This window comes from Haloarcula montana (assembly GCF_035666295.1).
Classification (GTDB): domain Archaea; phylum Halobacteriota; class Halobacteria; order Halobacteriales; family Haloarculaceae; genus Haloarcula; species Haloarcula montana.
The window spans coordinates 2274134-2290184 of sequence record NZ_CP142027.1; the positions used below are offsets into that span (position 1 = coordinate 2274134).

At 64.7% G+C, this 16051-nt stretch carries 18 protein-coding genes; 8 read left to right on the forward strand and 10 right to left on the reverse strand.

The window, feature by feature from the left end; translation table 11 throughout:
- Nucleotides 1-2: 2 nt before the first annotated feature.
- The 4 genes from pstB to VJ109_RS11940 form a co-directional block, all read right to left on the reverse strand.
- Nucleotides 3-872, reverse strand: a complete 870-nt coding sequence (gene pstB, locus VJ109_RS11925) for a phosphate ABC transporter ATP-binding protein PstB (protein WP_434737257.1) — start codon at nt 870-872, stop codon at nt 3-5.
- Nucleotides 872-2512 (reverse strand): phosphate ABC transporter permease PstA, encoded by a 1641-nt coding sequence (pstA, locus tag VJ109_RS11930; protein WP_324756947.1) that lies wholly within the window; start codon nt 2510-2512, stop codon nt 872-874. The genes pstB and pstA overlap by 1 nt, the downstream gene beginning before the upstream one ends.
- Nucleotides 2512-3522 (reverse strand): phosphate ABC transporter permease subunit PstC, encoded by a 1011-nt coding sequence (gene pstC, locus VJ109_RS11935; RefSeq protein WP_324756949.1) that lies wholly within the window; start codon nt 3520-3522, stop codon nt 2512-2514. The genes pstA and pstC overlap by 1 nt, the downstream gene beginning before the upstream one ends.
- Nucleotides 3523-3630: 108 nt before the next feature.
- Entirely contained in the window at nt 3631-4665 is a 1035-nt protein-coding gene (locus VJ109_RS11940; RefSeq protein ID WP_324756950.1) for a PstS family phosphate ABC transporter substrate-binding protein, read from the reverse strand.
- Between the two features lie 324 nt (nt 4666-4989).
- On the opposite strand from VJ109_RS11940, the gene VJ109_RS11945 reads away from it, so the two are divergent.
- Complete coding sequence (locus VJ109_RS11945) at nt 4990-5988, forward strand: PhoU domain-containing protein (RefSeq protein ID WP_324756951.1); 999 nt, start codon at nt 4990-4992, stop codon at nt 5986-5988.
- On the opposite strand, the gene ppk1 is transcribed toward VJ109_RS11945, so the two are convergent.
- The 3 genes from ppk1 to VJ109_RS11960 all read right to left on the reverse strand — a co-directional run bounded on the left by ppk1 (nt 5985) and on the right by VJ109_RS11960 (nt 9695).
- Complete coding sequence (gene ppk1, locus VJ109_RS11950; protein ID WP_324756952.1) at nt 5985-8393, reverse strand: polyphosphate kinase 1; 2409 nt, start codon at nt 8391-8393, stop codon at nt 5985-5987. The genes VJ109_RS11945 and ppk1 overlap by 4 nt on opposite strands.
- Before the next feature lies 1 nt (nt 8394).
- Nucleotides 8395-9102 (reverse strand): metallophosphoesterase family protein, encoded by a 708-nt coding sequence (locus VJ109_RS11955; protein ID WP_324756953.1) that lies wholly within the window; start codon nt 9100-9102, stop codon nt 8395-8397.
- A gap of 221 nt (nt 9103-9323) precedes the next feature.
- Nucleotides 9324-9695, reverse strand: a complete 372-nt coding sequence (locus VJ109_RS11960; protein WP_324756955.1) for a 30S ribosomal protein S8e — start codon at nt 9693-9695, stop codon at nt 9324-9326.
- A gap of 90 nt (nt 9696-9785) precedes the next feature.
- On the opposite strand from VJ109_RS11960, the gene VJ109_RS11965 reads away from it, so the two are divergent.
- Together VJ109_RS11965 and VJ109_RS11970 are read left to right on the forward strand one after the other, a co-directional pair.
- On the forward strand, nt 9786-10226 hold the full coding sequence (locus VJ109_RS11965) for a DUF2240 family protein (RefSeq protein WP_324756957.1): 441 nt from the start codon (nt 9786-9788) through the stop codon (nt 10224-10226).
- Nucleotides 10226-10591 carry a DUF7993 family protein gene (locus VJ109_RS11970; protein WP_324756958.1) on the forward strand — a complete coding sequence of 122 codons (366 nt, stop codon included), beginning with the start codon at nt 10226-10228 and terminating at the stop codon, nt 10589-10591. Before VJ109_RS11965 ends, VJ109_RS11970 begins: the two co-directional genes overlap by 1 nt.
- Here VJ109_RS11970 and VJ109_RS11975 read toward each other — a convergent pair.
- Nucleotides 10588-11067: a hypothetical protein gene (locus VJ109_RS11975; protein WP_324756959.1), complete on the reverse strand. Its 480-nt coding sequence runs from the start codon at nt 11065-11067 to the stop codon at nt 10588-10590. The genes VJ109_RS11970 and VJ109_RS11975 overlap by 4 nt on opposite strands.
- 107 nt (nt 11068-11174) lie before the next feature.
- On the opposite strand from VJ109_RS11975, the gene pyrF reads away from it, so the two are divergent.
- On the forward strand, nt 11175-12002 hold the full coding sequence (pyrF, locus tag VJ109_RS11980; RefSeq protein WP_324756960.1) for an orotidine-5'-phosphate decarboxylase: 828 nt from the start codon (nt 11175-11177) through the stop codon (nt 12000-12002).
- On the opposite strand, the gene VJ109_RS11985 is transcribed toward pyrF, so the two are convergent.
- Nucleotides 11999-12199, reverse strand: a complete 201-nt coding sequence (locus tag VJ109_RS11985; protein WP_276222482.1) for a hypothetical protein — start codon at nt 12197-12199, stop codon at nt 11999-12001. The genes pyrF and VJ109_RS11985 overlap by 4 nt on opposite strands.
- Before the next feature lie 87 nt (nt 12200-12286).
- Here VJ109_RS11985 and VJ109_RS11990 point away from each other — a divergent pair, with 87 nt between their 5' ends.
- Both VJ109_RS11990 and VJ109_RS11995 read left to right on the forward strand, forming a co-directional pair.
- Nucleotides 12287-12874, forward strand: a complete 588-nt coding sequence (locus tag VJ109_RS11990; protein ID WP_324756963.1) for a J domain-containing protein — start codon at nt 12287-12289, stop codon at nt 12872-12874.
- Between the two features lie 122 nt (nt 12875-12996).
- Entirely contained in the window at nt 12997-13680 is a 684-nt protein-coding gene (locus VJ109_RS11995) for a phosphoglycolate phosphatase (protein ID WP_324756965.1), read from the forward strand.
- A gap of 1 nt (nt 13681) precedes the next feature.
- Here VJ109_RS11995 and VJ109_RS12000 read toward each other — a convergent pair whose 3' ends face one another.
- On the reverse strand, nt 13682-13858 hold the full coding sequence (locus VJ109_RS12000) for a DUF7501 family protein (protein ID WP_324756967.1): 177 nt from the start codon (nt 13856-13858) through the stop codon (nt 13682-13684).
- Between the two features lie 244 nt (nt 13859-14102).
- Here VJ109_RS12000 and VJ109_RS12005 point away from each other — a divergent pair, with 244 nt between their 5' ends.
- Both VJ109_RS12005 and VJ109_RS12010 read left to right on the forward strand, forming a co-directional pair.
- On the forward strand, nt 14103-14231 hold the full coding sequence (locus VJ109_RS12005; protein ID WP_324756968.1) for a hypothetical protein: 129 nt from the start codon (nt 14103-14105) through the stop codon (nt 14229-14231).
- Between the two features lie 111 nt (nt 14232-14342).
- Complete coding sequence (locus VJ109_RS12010) at nt 14343-15992, forward strand: GTPBP1 family GTP-binding protein (RefSeq protein WP_324756970.1); 1650 nt, start codon at nt 14343-14345, stop codon at nt 15990-15992.
- Nucleotides 15993-16051: the final 59 nt, after the last annotated feature.

Here is a 16051-nt window from a genome sequence, read left to right on the forward strand (position 1 = left end):
CATCAGCCGAACTTCCCGGTGATGTAGTCCTCGACGCGTTGGCTCTCGGGGTTCTCGAAGATCTTGTCGGTGTCGTCGTACTCGACGAGTTCGCCGCCGGTGAGGAAGACGGCCGTTTTATCCGAGATCCGGGCGGCCTGCTGCATGTTGTGGGTGACGATGACGACGGTGTACTCCGTCGCGAGCTCCTCGATGAGGTCCTCGATCTGTGAGGTGGCGATAGGATCGAGCGCGGAGGCGGGTTCGTCCATCAGGACGACCTCCGGGTCGACGGCGATCGCGCGGGCGATACAGAGCCGCTGTTGCTGGCCGCCCGAGAGATCCAGCGCGGAGTCGTCGAGGCGGTCCTTGACCTCGTCCCACAGCGCGGCCTTCTTCAGGGACTCCTCGACGACCGCGTCGATATCGTCGGTCTTGTCCTGAATTCGCAGCCCGTAGGCGACGTTGTCGTAGATGCTCTTGGGGAAGGGGTTGGGGTGTTGGAACACCATCCCGATCCGGCGGCGCAGGGCCACGGGATCGACGTCACTGTCGTAGACGTTTTTCCCCTTGAAGGTGAGTTCACCTTCGACGCGCGCGATGTCGATGAGATCGTTCATGCGGTTGATACACCGCAGGAACGTCGACTTCCCACAGCCCGAGGGACCGATCATCGCGGTGACCCGGTTCTCGGGGATCGCGAGATCGACCGCCTGGAGTGCCTGGGTCTCACCGTAGAAGACGTCCAGATCCCGAGATTCGATGACCGTCCCGGTCGATGGCGGTCGCTCGCGGGTCGTCTCGTCGAGACCGCCGGTTCCGGGCTCCGTTTCGACGAACCCGCTCTCGTCTGTCTCCCCGTCCGTGTCGCTTGCCATGTCTTGTTGTGTCATTAGTTGGCCTCCTGTTGGTATTTGTTGCGTACGAGGATCGCGACGGAGTTCATCGTCAGCAGGACGATCAACAGCGTCACGACCCCAGCGGCGACGACCCCGTATCGGAAGTCAGCAGAGGGCTGGAACGCCCAGGCGTAGATCTGCATCGGCATCGCGGTGAGTTTCCCGAACAGGCCCGAGGGCGGAGTGAATTTCGTCGTCGCCACCCCGATCATGATCAGCGGGGCTGTCTCCCCGATGGCCCGACCCAGCGCGAGGATCGTCCCGGTCAGAATGCCCGGCAGCGACCGCGGGAGGACGACGTTCCGGATCGTCTGCCAGCGGGTCGCCCCCATCCCGTAGGAGGCCTGTCGGAGCGAGTCCGGTACCGACCGGATCGCCTCCTGGGCCGAGATGACGACGATCGGGAGGATCAACAGCGAAATCGTCATCGAGGCCGTCAGCACCGTCCCGACGCCGAACCCGCCGTAGGACACCGGGCCGAACTGGGCGTTGATGTTGACGAACACGCCCAGCCCGAGCAGTCCGTAGACGACCGAGGGGACGCCGGCCAGGTTCGAGATGTTCACGTTGACGATCCGGGTGAGGGTTCCGAGGACCCCGTTCGCGGGCGCGTACTCTTCGAGATAGATGGCCGTCCCGACTCCGAAGACGAACGTGAACACGCTGACGAGCGCGATCAGGAACACCGAGCCGATTATCGCCGGGTAGAGGCCGGCTTCGGCGGCGCTCGTGATCGCCGGCGGACTGGTGACGAACTGCCAGTCGAACCAGGGTGACGGTTCGGTCGCACCGATGGTATCCACGACAGTCTCGCCCAGCAGGAAGCCGATGACGGCGATCACGGGCAGTGCGAAGGCTCCCCACCGTTCACGCTGACGGACCGTGTTGGCAATCGCGAAGCCGACCGGGAGCCCGAACATCACGAGGGCGATGAGCCAGACGGAACGAGAGACGATCGGAACCATATCGACTACCGGGACGGCTCCGATCGCGAGCACGGGCAGTGCGGCCCCGGCGAGGAGACTCCGACGGCGATCGACGCCGAGTCGGTCCTGTGTCAGGAACGCGACGACCCCCGATGCGGGGAGGACGAGCGAGAGGAAGTAGACGCCGGGGCCACCGAGCATCGCCCCCAGGCCCGACAGCGGACCGAGCGCGAGCGTCCCGACGATCGGGCCGAGGACGACCGTTCCGAGCATCCCCAGGCCGACCCAGGTCGCGCCCCGGTCGTACTGGCCGTAGACGAACAGCCCGAGGGTCGGGCCGAGGACGGTCAGGAAGTACGCGAACCAGATCGCCGGCGAGGCGATGATATCGAGGACGATGACGGCCGCGACGGTCAGCATGAGTCCCCCCAGTGTGAGGCTGACCAGTTCGAAGGCACCGACCGCGACCGCCGGCCGTACTCTCGCGTACAGTCCAAAGCCCACCAGCGGCACCAGCAGTGTCGCGGTGTAGGCGAGATACCAGCCGACACCGGCACTATCTAGCCCCATCGCGTCCCAGAAAACGTACGCCAGTAACGCGCCCAGCGCGAGGATTCCGACGATCGACGCGACGAACGCGACGGTCTTGAAGACGATATCCTTGACGCGACTGACCTCCCCGAACTCCGTCTGTGTCTGTGTAGCCATTACTCGTAGACCTCCCGGTACCGACTGGCGACGAGGTTACTGACGACGTTCATCGACAGCGTGATCACGAAGAGGGTGATCCCGATGGCGAACAGCGACTGGTAGGCTGTCGACCCGCCGCCGATGTCGCCGCCGGCGATCTGGACCATCGAGGCAGTCATCGTCGCCGAACTCTCGGCGTACAACCCGAGGATGTCCGCCGGCGCGACGTAGGGGACGCCGAACGCGGACTTGACCGGCGGGATATCCGGCGGCTGTGAGCCCGCAGCGACGACGACGGCCATCGTCTCGCCGATGGCCCGCGAGACCGCGAGGATGAACGAGGAGGCGATGCCGGAGACGGCCGCCGGGACTACGATGGTCAGCGAGACGTTGAACTTCGTCGCGCCCAGCCCGTAGCCGGCCTCCCGCAGCGAGTCGGGGACGGAACTCATCGCGTCCTCGCTGATCGAGGAGACCATCGGGATGATCATGATACCGACGACGATCGAGGCCGACAGCGCGTTGAACAGGCCAAGCGTCGGCAGCCCGAGCCCGAGGAACCCGTTCAGGGCGTTGATGAGAACGTTCAGCGCAGGGGTGATGTAGACGAGCGCGAAGTAGCCGTAGACGACCGTCGGGACACCGGCAAGCACCTCCAGCATCGGTTTGAGGATCGAACGGGTTCGATCGCTGGCGTACTCGCTGATGTAGATCGCCGTCAACAATCCGATCGGGAGCGCGAGCACTGCCGCCCCGACTGTGATGAGTAACGTCCCGAGAACGAGCGGGAGGACACCGAACGCGATCGGTTCGAGATTGGGCTGGAAGGTCGTTCCCGTCAGGAAATCCATGATCGGATAGGCCGCGAAAAACTCCGTCGCATCGAGCAACAGGACAGCGATGATACTCACCGTCGTCAGAATAGATAACACAGCACAGCCCGCCAGAGCGTATTTGTAGGCCGACTCCCGGACCGTCCTGAATCCCCGGTCGCCCGACAGGTCCGGGGTCTGTCCCTCGTTGCTCATCGTACTCGTTGGTCCCTATATCTGGTCGTGGCAAAAAGGGCTCGAAGTGTGTCCATAGTTCTATTGTGGCTGTATAGCTGGCTATGATACGGTTGGCCGAAGGCGGGTCTACTGGACTTCGTCGATGACGCTGTTGAGCGCGTCGAGTTCGGACTGCATCGTCTCCTGGGTTTTGGGGACGTAGCCGATCTCGTCGGCGATGAGCGAGGAGTTGGCGCTCTGTTCGACGTAGTAGCGGGCGAATTCGGCGACGTGTTCCTCCGCCAGCGCGCTCTTTCGCGGGTAGGTGAACAACGGCCGCGAGAGGGGCTGGTAGGACCCTTCCTTGGCGGTCTGGAGCGATGGTTTCACACAGCCGCTGCCGTTGTCGATGCCCAGGGCTTTGACCGCGTCGGTGTTGCCCTGGTAGTAGGCGAACCCGAAGTAGCCGATCCCGTACTGGTCCTGCTGGACGCCCTGGAGGATGATGTTGTCCTGCTCGGTGGCCTCGTAGTCGCTGGTGTGGTTGGCTTCCTCGCCCAGGATCGCCTCGTTGAAATAGTCGAAGGTTCCCGAGGTGTCGGCCGCGCCGAACCGGTTGATCGGCTGATCGGGCCAGCTACTGTCGACATCCGACCACTGGGAGGCGCCATCGGCCCGCCAGATCTGTCTGAGCTGGTCCGGAGTCATGCAGTCGACCCAGTCGTTCTCGTTGTTGACGATGACCGTCAGCGCGTCTGTCGCGACGTTGATCTCGTGGTATTCGATCCCGTTCTCCGAACAGAGTTCTTCCTCTTCGCTTTTGATCGGCCGCGAGGCGTTGTTGAACTCCGCGTTACCGACACAGAAGTGGTTGCTGAAGCCGCCGCCGGACCCGGTCGGGGAGACACTGATGTCGACGCCGTCGTGTTCCTGCTGGAACCGGTTGGCCACGGCGACTGCGACCGGGTACACCGTGCTGCTTCCGGTGATCGTAATTTCGCCGGAGAGTCCGCTCGACCCCGATCCGGAGCTTCCACCACTGCCACCACCGTTACCGCTGCCGCCACCGTCTCCGCTACCCGAGGGGCCTTCCGTACAGCCGGCCAGTGCGATGGCGCCGGCGGCGCCAGTACCTGTCAGGAAGCGACGACGCGAGATACCGCGGGTCGGTTTGTCCGTCATCATCAGTATGGAGACTATGGGTGAGTAAGTACGCTACTATGATTTCTATAGTTGGGTACCAAACCTATATAGAAATATATTGGAGTCACCCTCCTATTTATCACTAATTCTCCCTCTCATACTCGAATATGCCGACAAAACGGTGCTAACTCGAACTGCAGTCGGTTTCTTCCCACGGTCCGTCTACGGCGTGTCAACCGTGTTCTTGCGTCGAAAATCCGGGATATCTGGGTATAGCGGTAGTAACGACGGATATCTGGGCCTGAGGAAATAGTATATAGATTGGGGTAGATTTATGGTTTCCGGGTCTCGATACCGAGGTACATGGAGACACGCAAGGTGCAGGTGACCGGCGGTTCGACGTACACCGTCTCGCTTCCGAAAGACTGGGCGACCGACAACGGCGTCAGCGCGGGCAGCGTCGTCGAGTTCCACGCCGAAGACGACCTGCTGTTGCTGGCACCACAGCGTGACGACGACCGTGTCGAGGGGACACTCGACGTCGACGGACTGGACAACCGCCACGAACTCACACGTGCGGTGATGACGATGTACGTCAGCGGGTTCGACGTTATCCGGCTTGAGGCGACCCGGATCACTGCCGAGCAGCGACGGATCGTCCGGGACGCGACACAGGGACTCGTCGGACTGGAAGTGATCGAGGAGACGTCCGACCGCGTCGTCCTCCAGGACCTGTTGGACTCCTCGGAACTGTCGGTCCACAACGCCATCACCCGGATGCGGCTGGTCTCGTTGACGATGCTCTCGGACGCCGTCGAGGCCCTCATCGAGGACGACGACGACCTCGCACAGGACATCATCCAGCGCGACGACGACGTCGACCGGCTCTGGTATATGGTCTCGCGGGTGTTCCGGACCGTCCTGCGGAACCCGACGGCGGCAAACGAGATCGGCTTCCCCCGGGAGACGGTCTTCGATTACCAGTCCAGTGCCCGCCAACTGGAACGGATCGCCGATCACGCCACGAAGATCGCCGGACTCTCCCAGGAGGTCGGTGAGATCACGGGCGAGACGGCCGACCTGCTCCGACAACTCGAATCGGAGGCGACGACGGTCTCCGAGACGGCGATGGACGCACTCCTGACCGACGACGGCGACGAGGCCGTCGAACTGGCGAACGACGCCCGCGCTCGCATCCCCGGCGTCGACGAGACCGCTCGGGAGGTCGACAGCAAGGTCAGAGAACTGGACCCCCAGAGTGCACAGATCCTCGGCCGGGTCGTCGACTCGCTGTCACGGACTGCCGACTACGGCGGCAACATCGCCGAGAGCGCCCTCCAGAAGGCCGCACCGCGACCCTAACCGTAGAACCGTTCGAGCGCGTCGACCGCGCCCGCTCGGCTCTCGTAGTACCGCCGATCGCCTGCCGGAGTTCTGACTGCGTACGCGTACGTATCACTGTCCGGACGGTACCAGTGGTCAGCGTGCCGTTCCAAGATGTCTCGACCGCCGTCTGCGGCCGAGGACGAGACGGAGGCAGCCGTCGCCGTCTCCCCACCGACGAGTAGCTCACCGTCGATCGGGTAGTCGCTCGGGATCCCGTCGGTGGCGTTGTCGTTGCGGCTGGCTTTCAGCGCTTCGCGCATCAGGATCACCTGGACGTTGACGACGGGTTCGCCGTCGTCGGGGTACTGCTGGTCGTAGCTCCCGTCCTCGTTCATCGTCCAGCGTTTGCGGTTGTCCGACAGCAGCAGTTCGAGGACGAACTTCAGTTGGCGACGGATCTCGGGGTTCTCGACCGGCGTGACCGCTTCGACCCGACTGTCGAGGTTACGGGTCATCCAGTCGGCACTGCCGATGTAGTACTCCGGCTCGCCACCACCGTCGACTGTCTCGCCGGGCGCGGGAGCACCGTTGCGGAAGTAGAAGATCCGGGAGTGTTCGAGGAAGCGACCGACGACCGAGTGGACGGCGATGTTTTGACTGACCGCCAGTTCCGGCCGGAGCCGACAGATGTCCCGGACGATGAGGTCGATCTCGACGCCAGCCATCGACGCGCGGTACAGTTCTTCGACTATTTCCGGGTCTTCGAGACCGTTGACCTTCACGACGATACGTGCAGGGCGCCCGGCCTGTGCGTGGCGGGCCTCCCGACGGATGTAGCGGGTAAACTCCCGTCGCATCGTGACAGGCGCGACGAGCAGCTTCCGGAACTCCTCGTCGAGTCCCGGTCCGGTAAAGGAGTTAAACAGCGTCACGAGGTCCTGGCCGATGTCCCGGTCGGCGGTCAACAGCCCCAGATCGACGTAGCCCTTGGCCGTCTCCGAGTGGTAGTTCCCGGTCCCGACGTGCGAGTACAACTCGACGCTGTCGTCCTCTTCACGGACGACGAGTGCCGTCTTGGTGTGGGTCTTGAGCCCGATCGTCCCGTAGGCGACGTGGATGCCGTTTTCCTCCAGTCGGCGAATCCATTCGAGGTTGTTCTGCTCGTCGAAGCGGGCCTTCAGTTCGACCATCACCGCTACCTGTTTGCCGTTCTCGGCGGCGTCGATCAACGACTGGATCACCTGGGAATCGCTGGCTGTCCGGTAGATCGCCGCCTTCACCGCGAGCACGTCGGGATCGTTCGCGGCCTCCGAGAGGAACCGCTGGACGGTGGTCCCGAAATCGTGGTACGGATGGTGCAACAGGATGTCACGCTCGTCGATCTGTTCGAAGATGTCGTCGCTGCTGTCGTCCTGCTCGAAGGCTGACCAGGCGGTGTCTTCCAGCCGGGGATGTGGTTGGGGAGTCCACGGTTCGAGTTTCAGTTCCGGTCGATCCAGATCGGTCAGGGACATGAACTCCCGGTAGTCAAGCGGCCCGGGAAGGTCGTAGATCTCCCGCTCGTCGAGTTCGAGTTGTCGTTTGAGCGTCTGGCGTATCCGCGGGTGGGCGTCCCGTTCGATCTCCATCCGGACGACCGTCGCGAACCGCCGCTGTTCGAGGACCTCCTCGATCATCTCGATGAGGTCTTCGGCGATCTCCTCGTCGCGCCGGACCTCCGCGTTCCGGGTCAGTCGGAACAGGGCCGTGTCGACGATCTCGACGTTCGAAAGCAGGAGATCGAGGTTCCGTTCGATGACCTCCTCGACGAGGACGTACCGGCTGTCCTCGCCGACCTGGACCAGCCGCGGACGGTTGGGCGGGATCTTCACCCGGGTAAACGTCGGCTCCTCGGTCTCGGGCGAGCGCGTCAACACCGCGAGCGATAGCGACCGGTTGGAGATAAACGGGAACGGGTGGGCGGGGTCGAACGACAGCGGGGTCAGGGTCGGCAGTACCGACTCCTCGAAGTACTCCCGCATCCGGCTCTGTTCGGCGGCGGTCAGGTCGTCGTACGCGAGGATGTCGATCCCGGCCTCGGCAAGCGCCGGGCGGAGCATCGACCGGTAACAGTCGGCCTGCTTCTCTAGCATCGGCCCCAGAACGTCGTGGACTTCCGTCCACTGTTCCCGTGGCGTTCGCCCGTCGGCGGCCTCCTCGGTGATGCCGGCCTCGATCTGTTGCTTCAGCCCGCCGATGCGTTTCATCACGAACTCGTCGAGGTTCCGTGTCACGATCGAGAGGAACCTGACACGCTCCAACAGCGGATTGCGGTCGTCTAACGCCTCGTGCATGACCCGGCGCTGGAAGGAGAGTTCGCTCAGTTCCCGGTTCAGATACAGTTCGGGGTCCTGCAGGTCGACGTCCCGGTCGGGCTCGTAGGGTGGCGGTAACTCGTCCATCTCACTTCGGAACGGACTGGAGTTGCGGATCGACGATGCTGTCGGCCGACCGGGACTGGTATGTCTCCGGGGGGTCGACGGTGACGAGTTCGTCCGCCGCGGTGTCGTAGGCGGTCAGCTGTCCGCCGTAGACACAGCCCGTATCGAGACCGACGGCCCAGTCGGTGACCAGTGGTTCCGAGAGGACGGTGTGGCCGAAGAACACACGGGGGCCTTCGCGGCGCGTCTCGAACCAGTAGGGCCGGTCGTAGCTCCCGTCGGGGACCAGCGACCGGTTGTTCAGCAGTTCCGTGAGACTGTGTTCGGCGACGGGTTTGCGGTGGTCGATGCCGCCGTGGACGACGACGGCGCCGTCCCAGGAGAGCAGTACGGGCAGGGACTCGATATACGCCAGGTCCCCGTCGGTGAGCGCGTCGATGGACTTGCGCCCGTCGATCAGTTTCTGTTCGTTGTTCCCACGGACGCTCAGGAGGTTCTCGCGCTCGCGGACGATATCGAGGACGCCCTTGCTGTCGGGGCCTTTCCTGACCAGATCGCCGACGAAGACGACGAGTTCGTCGGTCGCCGGGTCGAGTTCGTCGAGGAGCCGTTCCAACGTCTCCCGACAGCCGTGGACGTCGCCGACGACGTAGATGTTCGCCCACTGCTCGCTGTCGATATGTCTGTGCTGTGCGTCGATAGCCGGATCGAGTGTCGGTGTCGATACCATCTGGAGACTCCGCCCGAGGGGGCGCTTGTCCGTAGTGGGCCGGACTCAGCTTAACGGGTTTATAATAGCCGTCTATACGGATATATACTGCTATAGTAACAATCGGTCTGTTTGACACACCGATCGAACTGCTGTCGTGCGATCGGATCTGTACTGGTTTTCAATGGCTACGACACGTTGCAGTCGCTGGGGACGCTGCGTATCGAAAAGAGCCCGCGGCGTTACTCGACGGCGACGGCGTTGACCTGTCCGTCCTGCCCGGGGCGGGAGGTGACACGCGCTCGGCCTTGGGAGGTGTCGATGATTGCGCCTTTGGTGATGATGTTCCGGCGGGCGTAGTTGGGGTTCGAGGGGTTCTCGACGACGTTCTCGATGGTCGCCTCGTGGGTCGTCGCGCCGTCGGCGACGCTCGCGATGTCGGTGGTGACCGCACGGACTTTCTGGGTGTTCCCGCGGGAGTCGACGACCTTCAGTTTCGGGTCGCCGACCTGGGTCTCGGTGGACTCGGTGCCCAGTTCGTGTTTCTTCTTCTTGTGGTTGGGCCGCCGTCGGCCGCCTGTCCGCTTGCGTGGGGAGCGTCCCTGGTCTTTCATACCTCAGAGATAACCCAGGGTACACTTGAACCGTTCGATGCCGACTCGGGACCGTAACGGTTAGGCCCGGGCCGGCCCCCGGAGGGAACGATGAGTCTGAAGACGGCCGTCGCCGCCCCGTTCCGACAGCGCGGGACCGACCGAATGGGCGAGAGCGAGTTCGTCGTCGCGCTCTCGCTGGACCGGGACTGGTTCTCTCCGGACCAGGCGAAGACCCTGGTCGATGTCGCCGAGGGGGAGGGGTTCGTCACCCGGGACGGCGACGACCTCGTCGTCGGTTTCGACCCGGGTACGGTCGACATCCCCGACGGGTTCGTTCCGTCGGAGGACGTGCTCCAGTCCCGGTCGACGTTCGAACGGCTCCTCGAAGCCGTCGTCTCGACCGGCGTCGAGAAGCGAACCGCCGTCGGCGAGATCAACGCGCTCCAGTCCGAGATCGGCGTCACCGTCGAGACCGCGGCAGTCCTGTACGCACGTCGCGAGGGGATCGACGTGGCGGACCTGGCAGCCGACGTTCGGGAGGAACTCTGATGGTCGAGGATCGGATCACCGACGGGAAACGGATCGGACAGCTCCTTGCCTCGGAACTTACTGGACTCGATCGGGGACCGCTCAGCACCGTCTCGGTCGTCGACGCCGATCCCGATGTCGAACCGGTACCGGAAGGCGAACTCGCCTACCGGGTCACTGCCGGCGAAACGTCGGTCGGCGAGGTCCGCGTGACTCCCGAGACTGCCCGACTGGCGCTGTCGACGACAGTCCAGCCGGATATTCCGGAGTACGCTGCTGTCACGGTCGAACAGACCGAGTCGGGGACGGTACTGGTCGCTCACAGCGGTGCCGCCGTCAAGCAACTGGTCGGCGTCGTCGAACAGGTACTGGAGCGGGCCGATTAGGCGTGGCCCGGTTCCGCCAGAACCTGTGACGTCCAGGCGATAAAGCCCGTCAGGACGAGCGCCGAACCGACGAACGCGAGGCCGGCCGCCGCGAGCAAGACGGGGAGCGTGAAGCCGATCGGCTGACCGAGTGCCATCACGATCGGGGCGACGACGATACAGAGCGCGCCGGCCGCGACCGCCTGTCGCTGTCTGTGTGTGAGATCGATCCCGAGTTGGAACCGGCTCTCGGTCGGCTCCGGTGCGGCCAGTCCGAGACAGAACAGCGGGACGGCGACGAAGACCAGCGTGGCGGCGACGGCGTTGGCCCAGAGCGCCCAGCCGCCGGTCGTCGGTGCGACCGACAGCCCCGCGCCGACGACCAGCAAGACGAGTCCGCCGACGAGTCCGACCGGGCGGAGCCGTGGGTTCTCGATCGCCTCCCCGAGGTCCGGTAACGTGTCGGCGACGTGGCCGACATCTAGGGGACGGTCCATAGCTGTGAGGTCTTGACAAACTCACATATATTCGCCCCTCTGATTATTACGTCTGATAACTGGGGGAGAGGGAAACGTTTGTACCCCCACCTCGCGGGAGCGTAGGTATGCAGTTCTTCGACCGCCTCGCCGACCGTATCGACGCCGTCGACAGTGTCCTCTCGGTGGGACTGGACCCCGACCCCGGTCGGCTTCCCGACGCCGTCGCCGACGCCGACCTCCCGCGGTTCCAGTTCAACCGCCGGATCATCGACGCGACCCACGAGCACGCGGCCTGTTACAAACCCAACGCCGCCTTCTACGAGGACCCCGACGGCTGGCGTGCGCTCCGTGAGACCATCGCCTACGCCCACGGCAAGGACGTCCCGGTCCTGCTGGATGCCAAGCGGGCCGACATCGGTAACACTGCCCGCCAGTACGCTCGCATCCTGGACGACGATCACGGGCCGGCGGCCGACGCCATCACGGTCAACCCCTTCCTGGGACGGGACTCGCTGGAGCCGTTCCTCCAGCGTGAGGACAAGGGCGTGTTCGTCCTCGGGCGGACGTCAAACCCCGGCGGTGCGGACCTCCAGAACCTCGAACTAGCCTCCGGGGAACCGCTCTACGAACGGGTCGTTCACCTGGCGGACCTGTGGAACGACACCGGCAACGTCGGCCTCGTCGTGGGTGCGACTGCGCCCGAGGAACTGGAATCCATCCGGGAACTCGTCCCGGAGATCCCCTTCCTGGTCCCCGGCGTCGGTGCCCAGGGGGGTGACGCCGAGGCTGCCGTCGAACACGGATTGGCCGACGGCGTCGGTCTCGTCAACTCCTCGCGGGGGATCATCTTCGCCGGCGAGGAAGCCGCCGACCGCGGAAACGAGGGTGCCTTCTTCGATGCTGCCGGCCAGGCAGCAAAGCAACTCAGCGGCCGGCTGAATCAGTACCGCTAGAACCGATACGTGTCGACACCGTCGGGCAGGTTCTCGGGGTCGACGCGGTCACCGGGACCGCCGACCTCGCTCGCACACTCGACACAGAGGCCCCGCTCACGGTCCCAGTGGCGGTCACAGACGAGTCGGCCACAGCGGTCGCAGGTGTGGTCGACGTCCGGGCGTTCACAGATCTCACAGAGACCGGCGACGCTCATACCGGAGTGTACCACGCCGAGCCGTTTGAACCCTCTGGCGGTCGGGCAGGCGAGACGCTTACGGTGCTCTGGACCGAACGATCGGGCGTGCAGTACGACCGGCTCATCACGGGTGTCGCTGCGGTGTTTGCCGTCCTGACTGGCATGCTCACGGTGGTTGGGCTCCTCGTGAACCCGGCGGTGCTCTTCCTGGCGCTGATGTTCGGCGCGTCGACGTATTTCATGTACTACCACGCCAGCGGGAAGATGGCAGCAGGCGTCTACGAGCGCGTGGAACGGCGGGCCGCCCGTGGCGGTGCCGACCGCCGCAGCAGTGCTCGCCGCGGTGGGTTCGGTGCCGGCCCGCGCGAGGAGTGGACGGGACCACGGGACGGCCGGAACGTCCGTGACGTGGCCCGTGAGGCACGCCGGCGGGCCAGCAACGGGGGTCGGCGCCAGCGACAGCAGCGCCAGGCCGGCCGACAGCGCCAGCGTACCCGGCGCCCCCGGCGGGACGATGGCCCCAGCGTCGCGGAGGCGTACCAACGACTCGATCTGGAACAGGGTGCCGACGAAAGCGCGGTCAAAACGGCCTACCGCGAGAAGGTCAAGGAGGTCCATCCGGACACCGACTCCGGCACCGAGCGAGAGTTCAAGCAGGTCAAGGCGGCCTACGAACGACTGACCGACGACTGATACGGATTACTGTCGCTGTTTCCCGGTGATCGTCCGATCGTAGCTCGTCGATACCGGGAAGAGACTACAGTAATCCGTCTGACACCGCAACGGCAAAACCCGTCCGCCCGCGAGAGTGAGCTATGTCTCCCGAGACGCCGCCGCTGGCGGTCGATATCGATGGAACGCTGACCGACGACCGGCGGGCGCTCGACCCGCGGGTGATCCCGGTGATCCGGAACTGGCCCGAGCGGGTCGTCGTCGCCACCGGGAAGGCGATGCCGTTCCCGATCGCGCTGTGTGAGTTCCTGGGGATCGAACGGACGGTGATCGCCGAGAACGGCGGCGTCGTCTTCGTCGAGTCGACCGACCGGCTGGAGTTGGTCGGCGACAAGGCGGCCGCGGACGCCGTGGCGGCCGCCTACCGCGAGCAGGGGTACGACCTGGGCTTCGGGACTGTGGACCTCGCCAACCGCTGGCGTGAGACCGAGATCGTCGTCCAGATCGACCAGCCAGTCGCGCCCCTGGAGGTGCTGGCCGAGGACCACGGTCTGGTCGTCCTCGATACGGGCTATGCCTACCACGTCACCGACCCCAGCGTCGACAAGGGGACCGGACTCGAAACGGTCTGTGCGGAACTGGACCGCGAACCGGGCGACTTCTTGGCCGTTGGGGACTCCGAGAACGACGCCCAGTTGTTCGATGTCGCCGGTGAGTCCATCGCGGTCGCGAACGCCGACGCGACCGCTCGCGGGCGCGCTGATCGGGTCACCGAGGCGAGCTACGCCGACGGCTTCCTCGAAGCGGTAGCGCCGTATCGTGAGTGAGTCATCCGGTCCAGCCCCGCACGAGATCGTCGTCGACGCGGTCCCGCCAGGTACCGAATGCGTCTTCGCACTCCGGAGTCGTCTGGACGTGGTCGACGAAGCCGGCGCCGGGCGAGGAGAGTCCCGCGCCACAGAACGGATAGCGGTCCGGGTCAGTCCACGTTTCGGTCGTTGCCATACGTCGTCGTGAGCCGAACTGACACTTCAATCTGATCGCTAGAGTACATAGTTCGGTGGTTGTGGTTTGCTGTCCCTTATACAATATTTCGAAGTTCGATACCGTGTTTCCCACGCGAGGCCGTCGATCGTATGCGAGACGAACGCTCGCGAAACAACCGGTGGTGTGGGAGCTTCAATTACCTAGTATTCTCATGTCGGTATTATAACAACCTTCTTGGTCGCTGACCGGCTCCGCTCCGGTAATGGCTATCAACCAGTCCACGACCGCCGACGCGTACCACTGTCCCGACTGTCACGGCGAGATTACCTTCGCCGACGGCAGCTGGGAGTGTACCGACTGCACCTACGTCCCGCGACACAGCGCTGACTGATCGGAACCGCCCAGTTATTATGCGTGATAGACTCATTCGAACCGCTCAATAGCCGGTAGCGGCTCCCAAACCCGGAGAAGGCTTATATTTCACCCCCCGTTACGGACGCGCATGAGCCCCGACCAGGCCGTCCTCAGACGCGCGCTTGACCGCGGCGAGGAAGAGGGCGGCAGCGTCGAGTTCAAGGAGCGGCTCACGGAGAACCTCCATCTCTCGGAGGGCCGCCTGGAGTCGCTTACAGCCCAGTTGCGACATCGCGTCCTCTCGGGAGACGGCGAGGCGACCTACGTCGTCGGCGTCACTGACGACGGCGGCATCGCCGGTATCTCGCCGCCGGAGTTCTCCGAGTCGATGGACGTGTTGAGCCTGCTGGCCGAGGAGGCCGGCGCACACATCGAGGCAGTCCAGACGTGGGGCGTCGACGGCGTCACCGACGACGGGACGCCATCGGTCGACGACGGCGAGGAAGCCCCGGAGGGAATCGTCGGCGTCGCGACCGTCCGGGAAGGTGCCGTCCTCCAGGACGACGACCATATCGTCGTCGGCACCGCCGGTCACGTCGACCACGGCAAGTCCACGCTCGTCGGCTCGCTGGTCACCGGCGAGGCCGACGACGGTGAGGGGTCGACCCGCGGGTTCCTCGACGTTCAGCCCCACGAGGTCGAGCGGGGCCTTTCGGCGGACCTGTCCTACGGCGTGTACGGCTTCGACGACGACGGGCCGATCCGGATGGACAACCCACACCGCAAGACCGACCGGGCGCGCGTCGTCGAGGAGGCCGACCGCCTGGTCTCTTTCGTCGACACTGTCGGGCACGAGCCCTGGCTCCGGACGACGATCCGTGGCCTGGTCGGGCAGAAACTCGACTACGGCTTGCTGACGGTCGCGGCCGACGACGGCGTGACCGAGACCACCCGCGAGCATCTCGGTATCCTGCTGGCGACGGACCTCCCGACGATCGTCACGATCACGAAGGCCGATATCGTCTCCGAGGAGCGTGTCGCCGAGGTCGAACGCGAGGTCGAGCGAGCGCTGCGGGAGGTCGACAAGACCCCGCTACGCGTCGAGCGCCACGGCGTCCGGACGGCGATCGAGGAGATCTCCGAGACGGTCGTCCCGGTGCTGACGACCAGTGCAGTCACCCAGGAAGGGCTTGACGATCTGGATGCGATGTTCGAGGCCCTGCCGAAGACGACCGGCGAAGTCGGCGAGTTCCGGATGTACATCGACCGGACCTACAACGTCCAGGGTGTCGGCGCGGTCGCCTCGGGCACCATCAAGGCCGGCGAGGTGGAGGCCGGCGACGAACTCCTGCTCGGACCGATGCAGGACGGGGCCTTCCGGGAGGTCGAGGTCCGCTCGATCGAGATGCACTACCACCGCGTCGACGAGGCCAAGGCGGGCCGGATCGTCGGGATCGCGCTGAAAGGCGTCCGCGAGGCCGACATCCAGCGCGGGATGGTCCTGCTGCCACGGGACGCCGATCCGACCCCGGTCCGGGAGTTCGAGGCCGAGGTGATGGTGTTGAACCACCCGACCCGGATCGGCGACGGCTACGAACCCGTGATCCATCTAGAGACGATCAGCGAAGCCGGCGTCTTCCACCCCGAGGGTGGGCAGTTGCTCCCGGGCGACGCCGGCCAGACGCGTGTCCGGTTCAAGTTCCGGTCGTACCTCGTCGAGGAAGGCCAGAAGTTCGTCTTCCGGGAGGGCCGCTCGAAGGGCGTCGGGACCGTCACCGACGTGACGCCGGCCGAGTAGCCGTCGCCCCGTAAGACACGACAGCACCCCGCAGACCCACCGTTAGGTATCGGCTATTT

Excerpts from the sequence above, each read along its gene's own strand:
- VJ109_RS12005 (WP_324756968.1), top strand. The coding sequence starts at position 14,103 with ATGGCTATCAACCAGTCCACGACCGCCGACGCGTACCACTGTCCCGAC.
- VJ109_RS11985 (WP_276222482.1), bottom strand. The coding sequence starts at position 12,199 with ATGAGCGTCGCCGGTCTCTGTGAGATCTGTGAACGCCCGGACGTCGAC.
- VJ109_RS11970 (WP_324756958.1), top strand. The coding sequence starts at position 10,226 with ATGGTCGAGGATCGGATCACCGACGGGAAACGGATCGGACAGCTCCTT.
- VJ109_RS11965 (WP_324756957.1), top strand. The coding sequence starts at position 9,786 with ATGAGTCTGAAGACGGCCGTCGCCGCCCCGTTCCGACAGCGCGGGACC.
- VJ109_RS11955 (WP_324756953.1), bottom strand. The coding sequence starts at position 9,102 with ATGGTATCGACACCGACACTCGATCCGGCTATCGACGCACAGCACAGA.
- VJ109_RS11975 (WP_324756959.1), bottom strand. The coding sequence starts at position 11,067 with ATGGACCGTCCCCTAGATGTCGGCCACGTCGCCGACACGTTACCGGAC.
- VJ109_RS11945 (WP_324756951.1), top strand. The coding sequence starts at position 4,990 with ATGGAGACACGCAAGGTGCAGGTGACCGGCGGTTCGACGTACACCGTC.
- pstC (WP_324756949.1), bottom strand. The coding sequence starts at position 3,522 with ATGAGCAACGAGGGACAGACCCCGGACCTGTCGGGCGACCGGGGATTC.
- VJ109_RS12010 (WP_324756970.1), top strand. The coding sequence starts at position 14,343 with ATGAGCCCCGACCAGGCCGTCCTCAGACGCGCGCTTGACCGCGGCGAG.
- VJ109_RS11940 (WP_324756950.1), bottom strand. The coding sequence starts at position 4,665 with ATGACGGACAAACCGACCCGCGGTATCTCGCGTCGTCGCTTCCTGACA.
- pstB (WP_434737257.1), bottom strand. The coding sequence starts at position 872 with ATGACACAACAAGACATGGCAAGCGACACGGACGGGGAGACAGACGAG.
- pstA (WP_324756947.1), bottom strand. The coding sequence starts at position 2,512 with ATGGCTACACAGACACAGACGGAGTTCGGGGAGGTCAGTCGCGTCAAG.
- VJ109_RS11995 (WP_324756965.1), top strand. The coding sequence starts at position 12,997 with ATGTCTCCCGAGACGCCGCCGCTGGCGGTCGATATCGATGGAACGCTG.
- pyrF (WP_324756960.1), top strand. The coding sequence starts at position 11,175 with ATGCAGTTCTTCGACCGCCTCGCCGACCGTATCGACGCCGTCGACAGT.
- VJ109_RS12000 (WP_324756967.1), bottom strand. The coding sequence starts at position 13,858 with ATGGCAACGACCGAAACGTGGACTGACCCGGACCGCTATCCGTTCTGT.
- VJ109_RS11960 (WP_324756955.1), bottom strand. The coding sequence starts at position 9,695 with ATGAAAGACCAGGGACGCTCCCCACGCAAGCGGACAGGCGGCCGACGG.
- ppk1 (WP_324756952.1), bottom strand. The coding sequence starts at position 8,393 with ATGGACGAGTTACCGCCACCCTACGAGCCCGACCGGGACGTCGACCTG.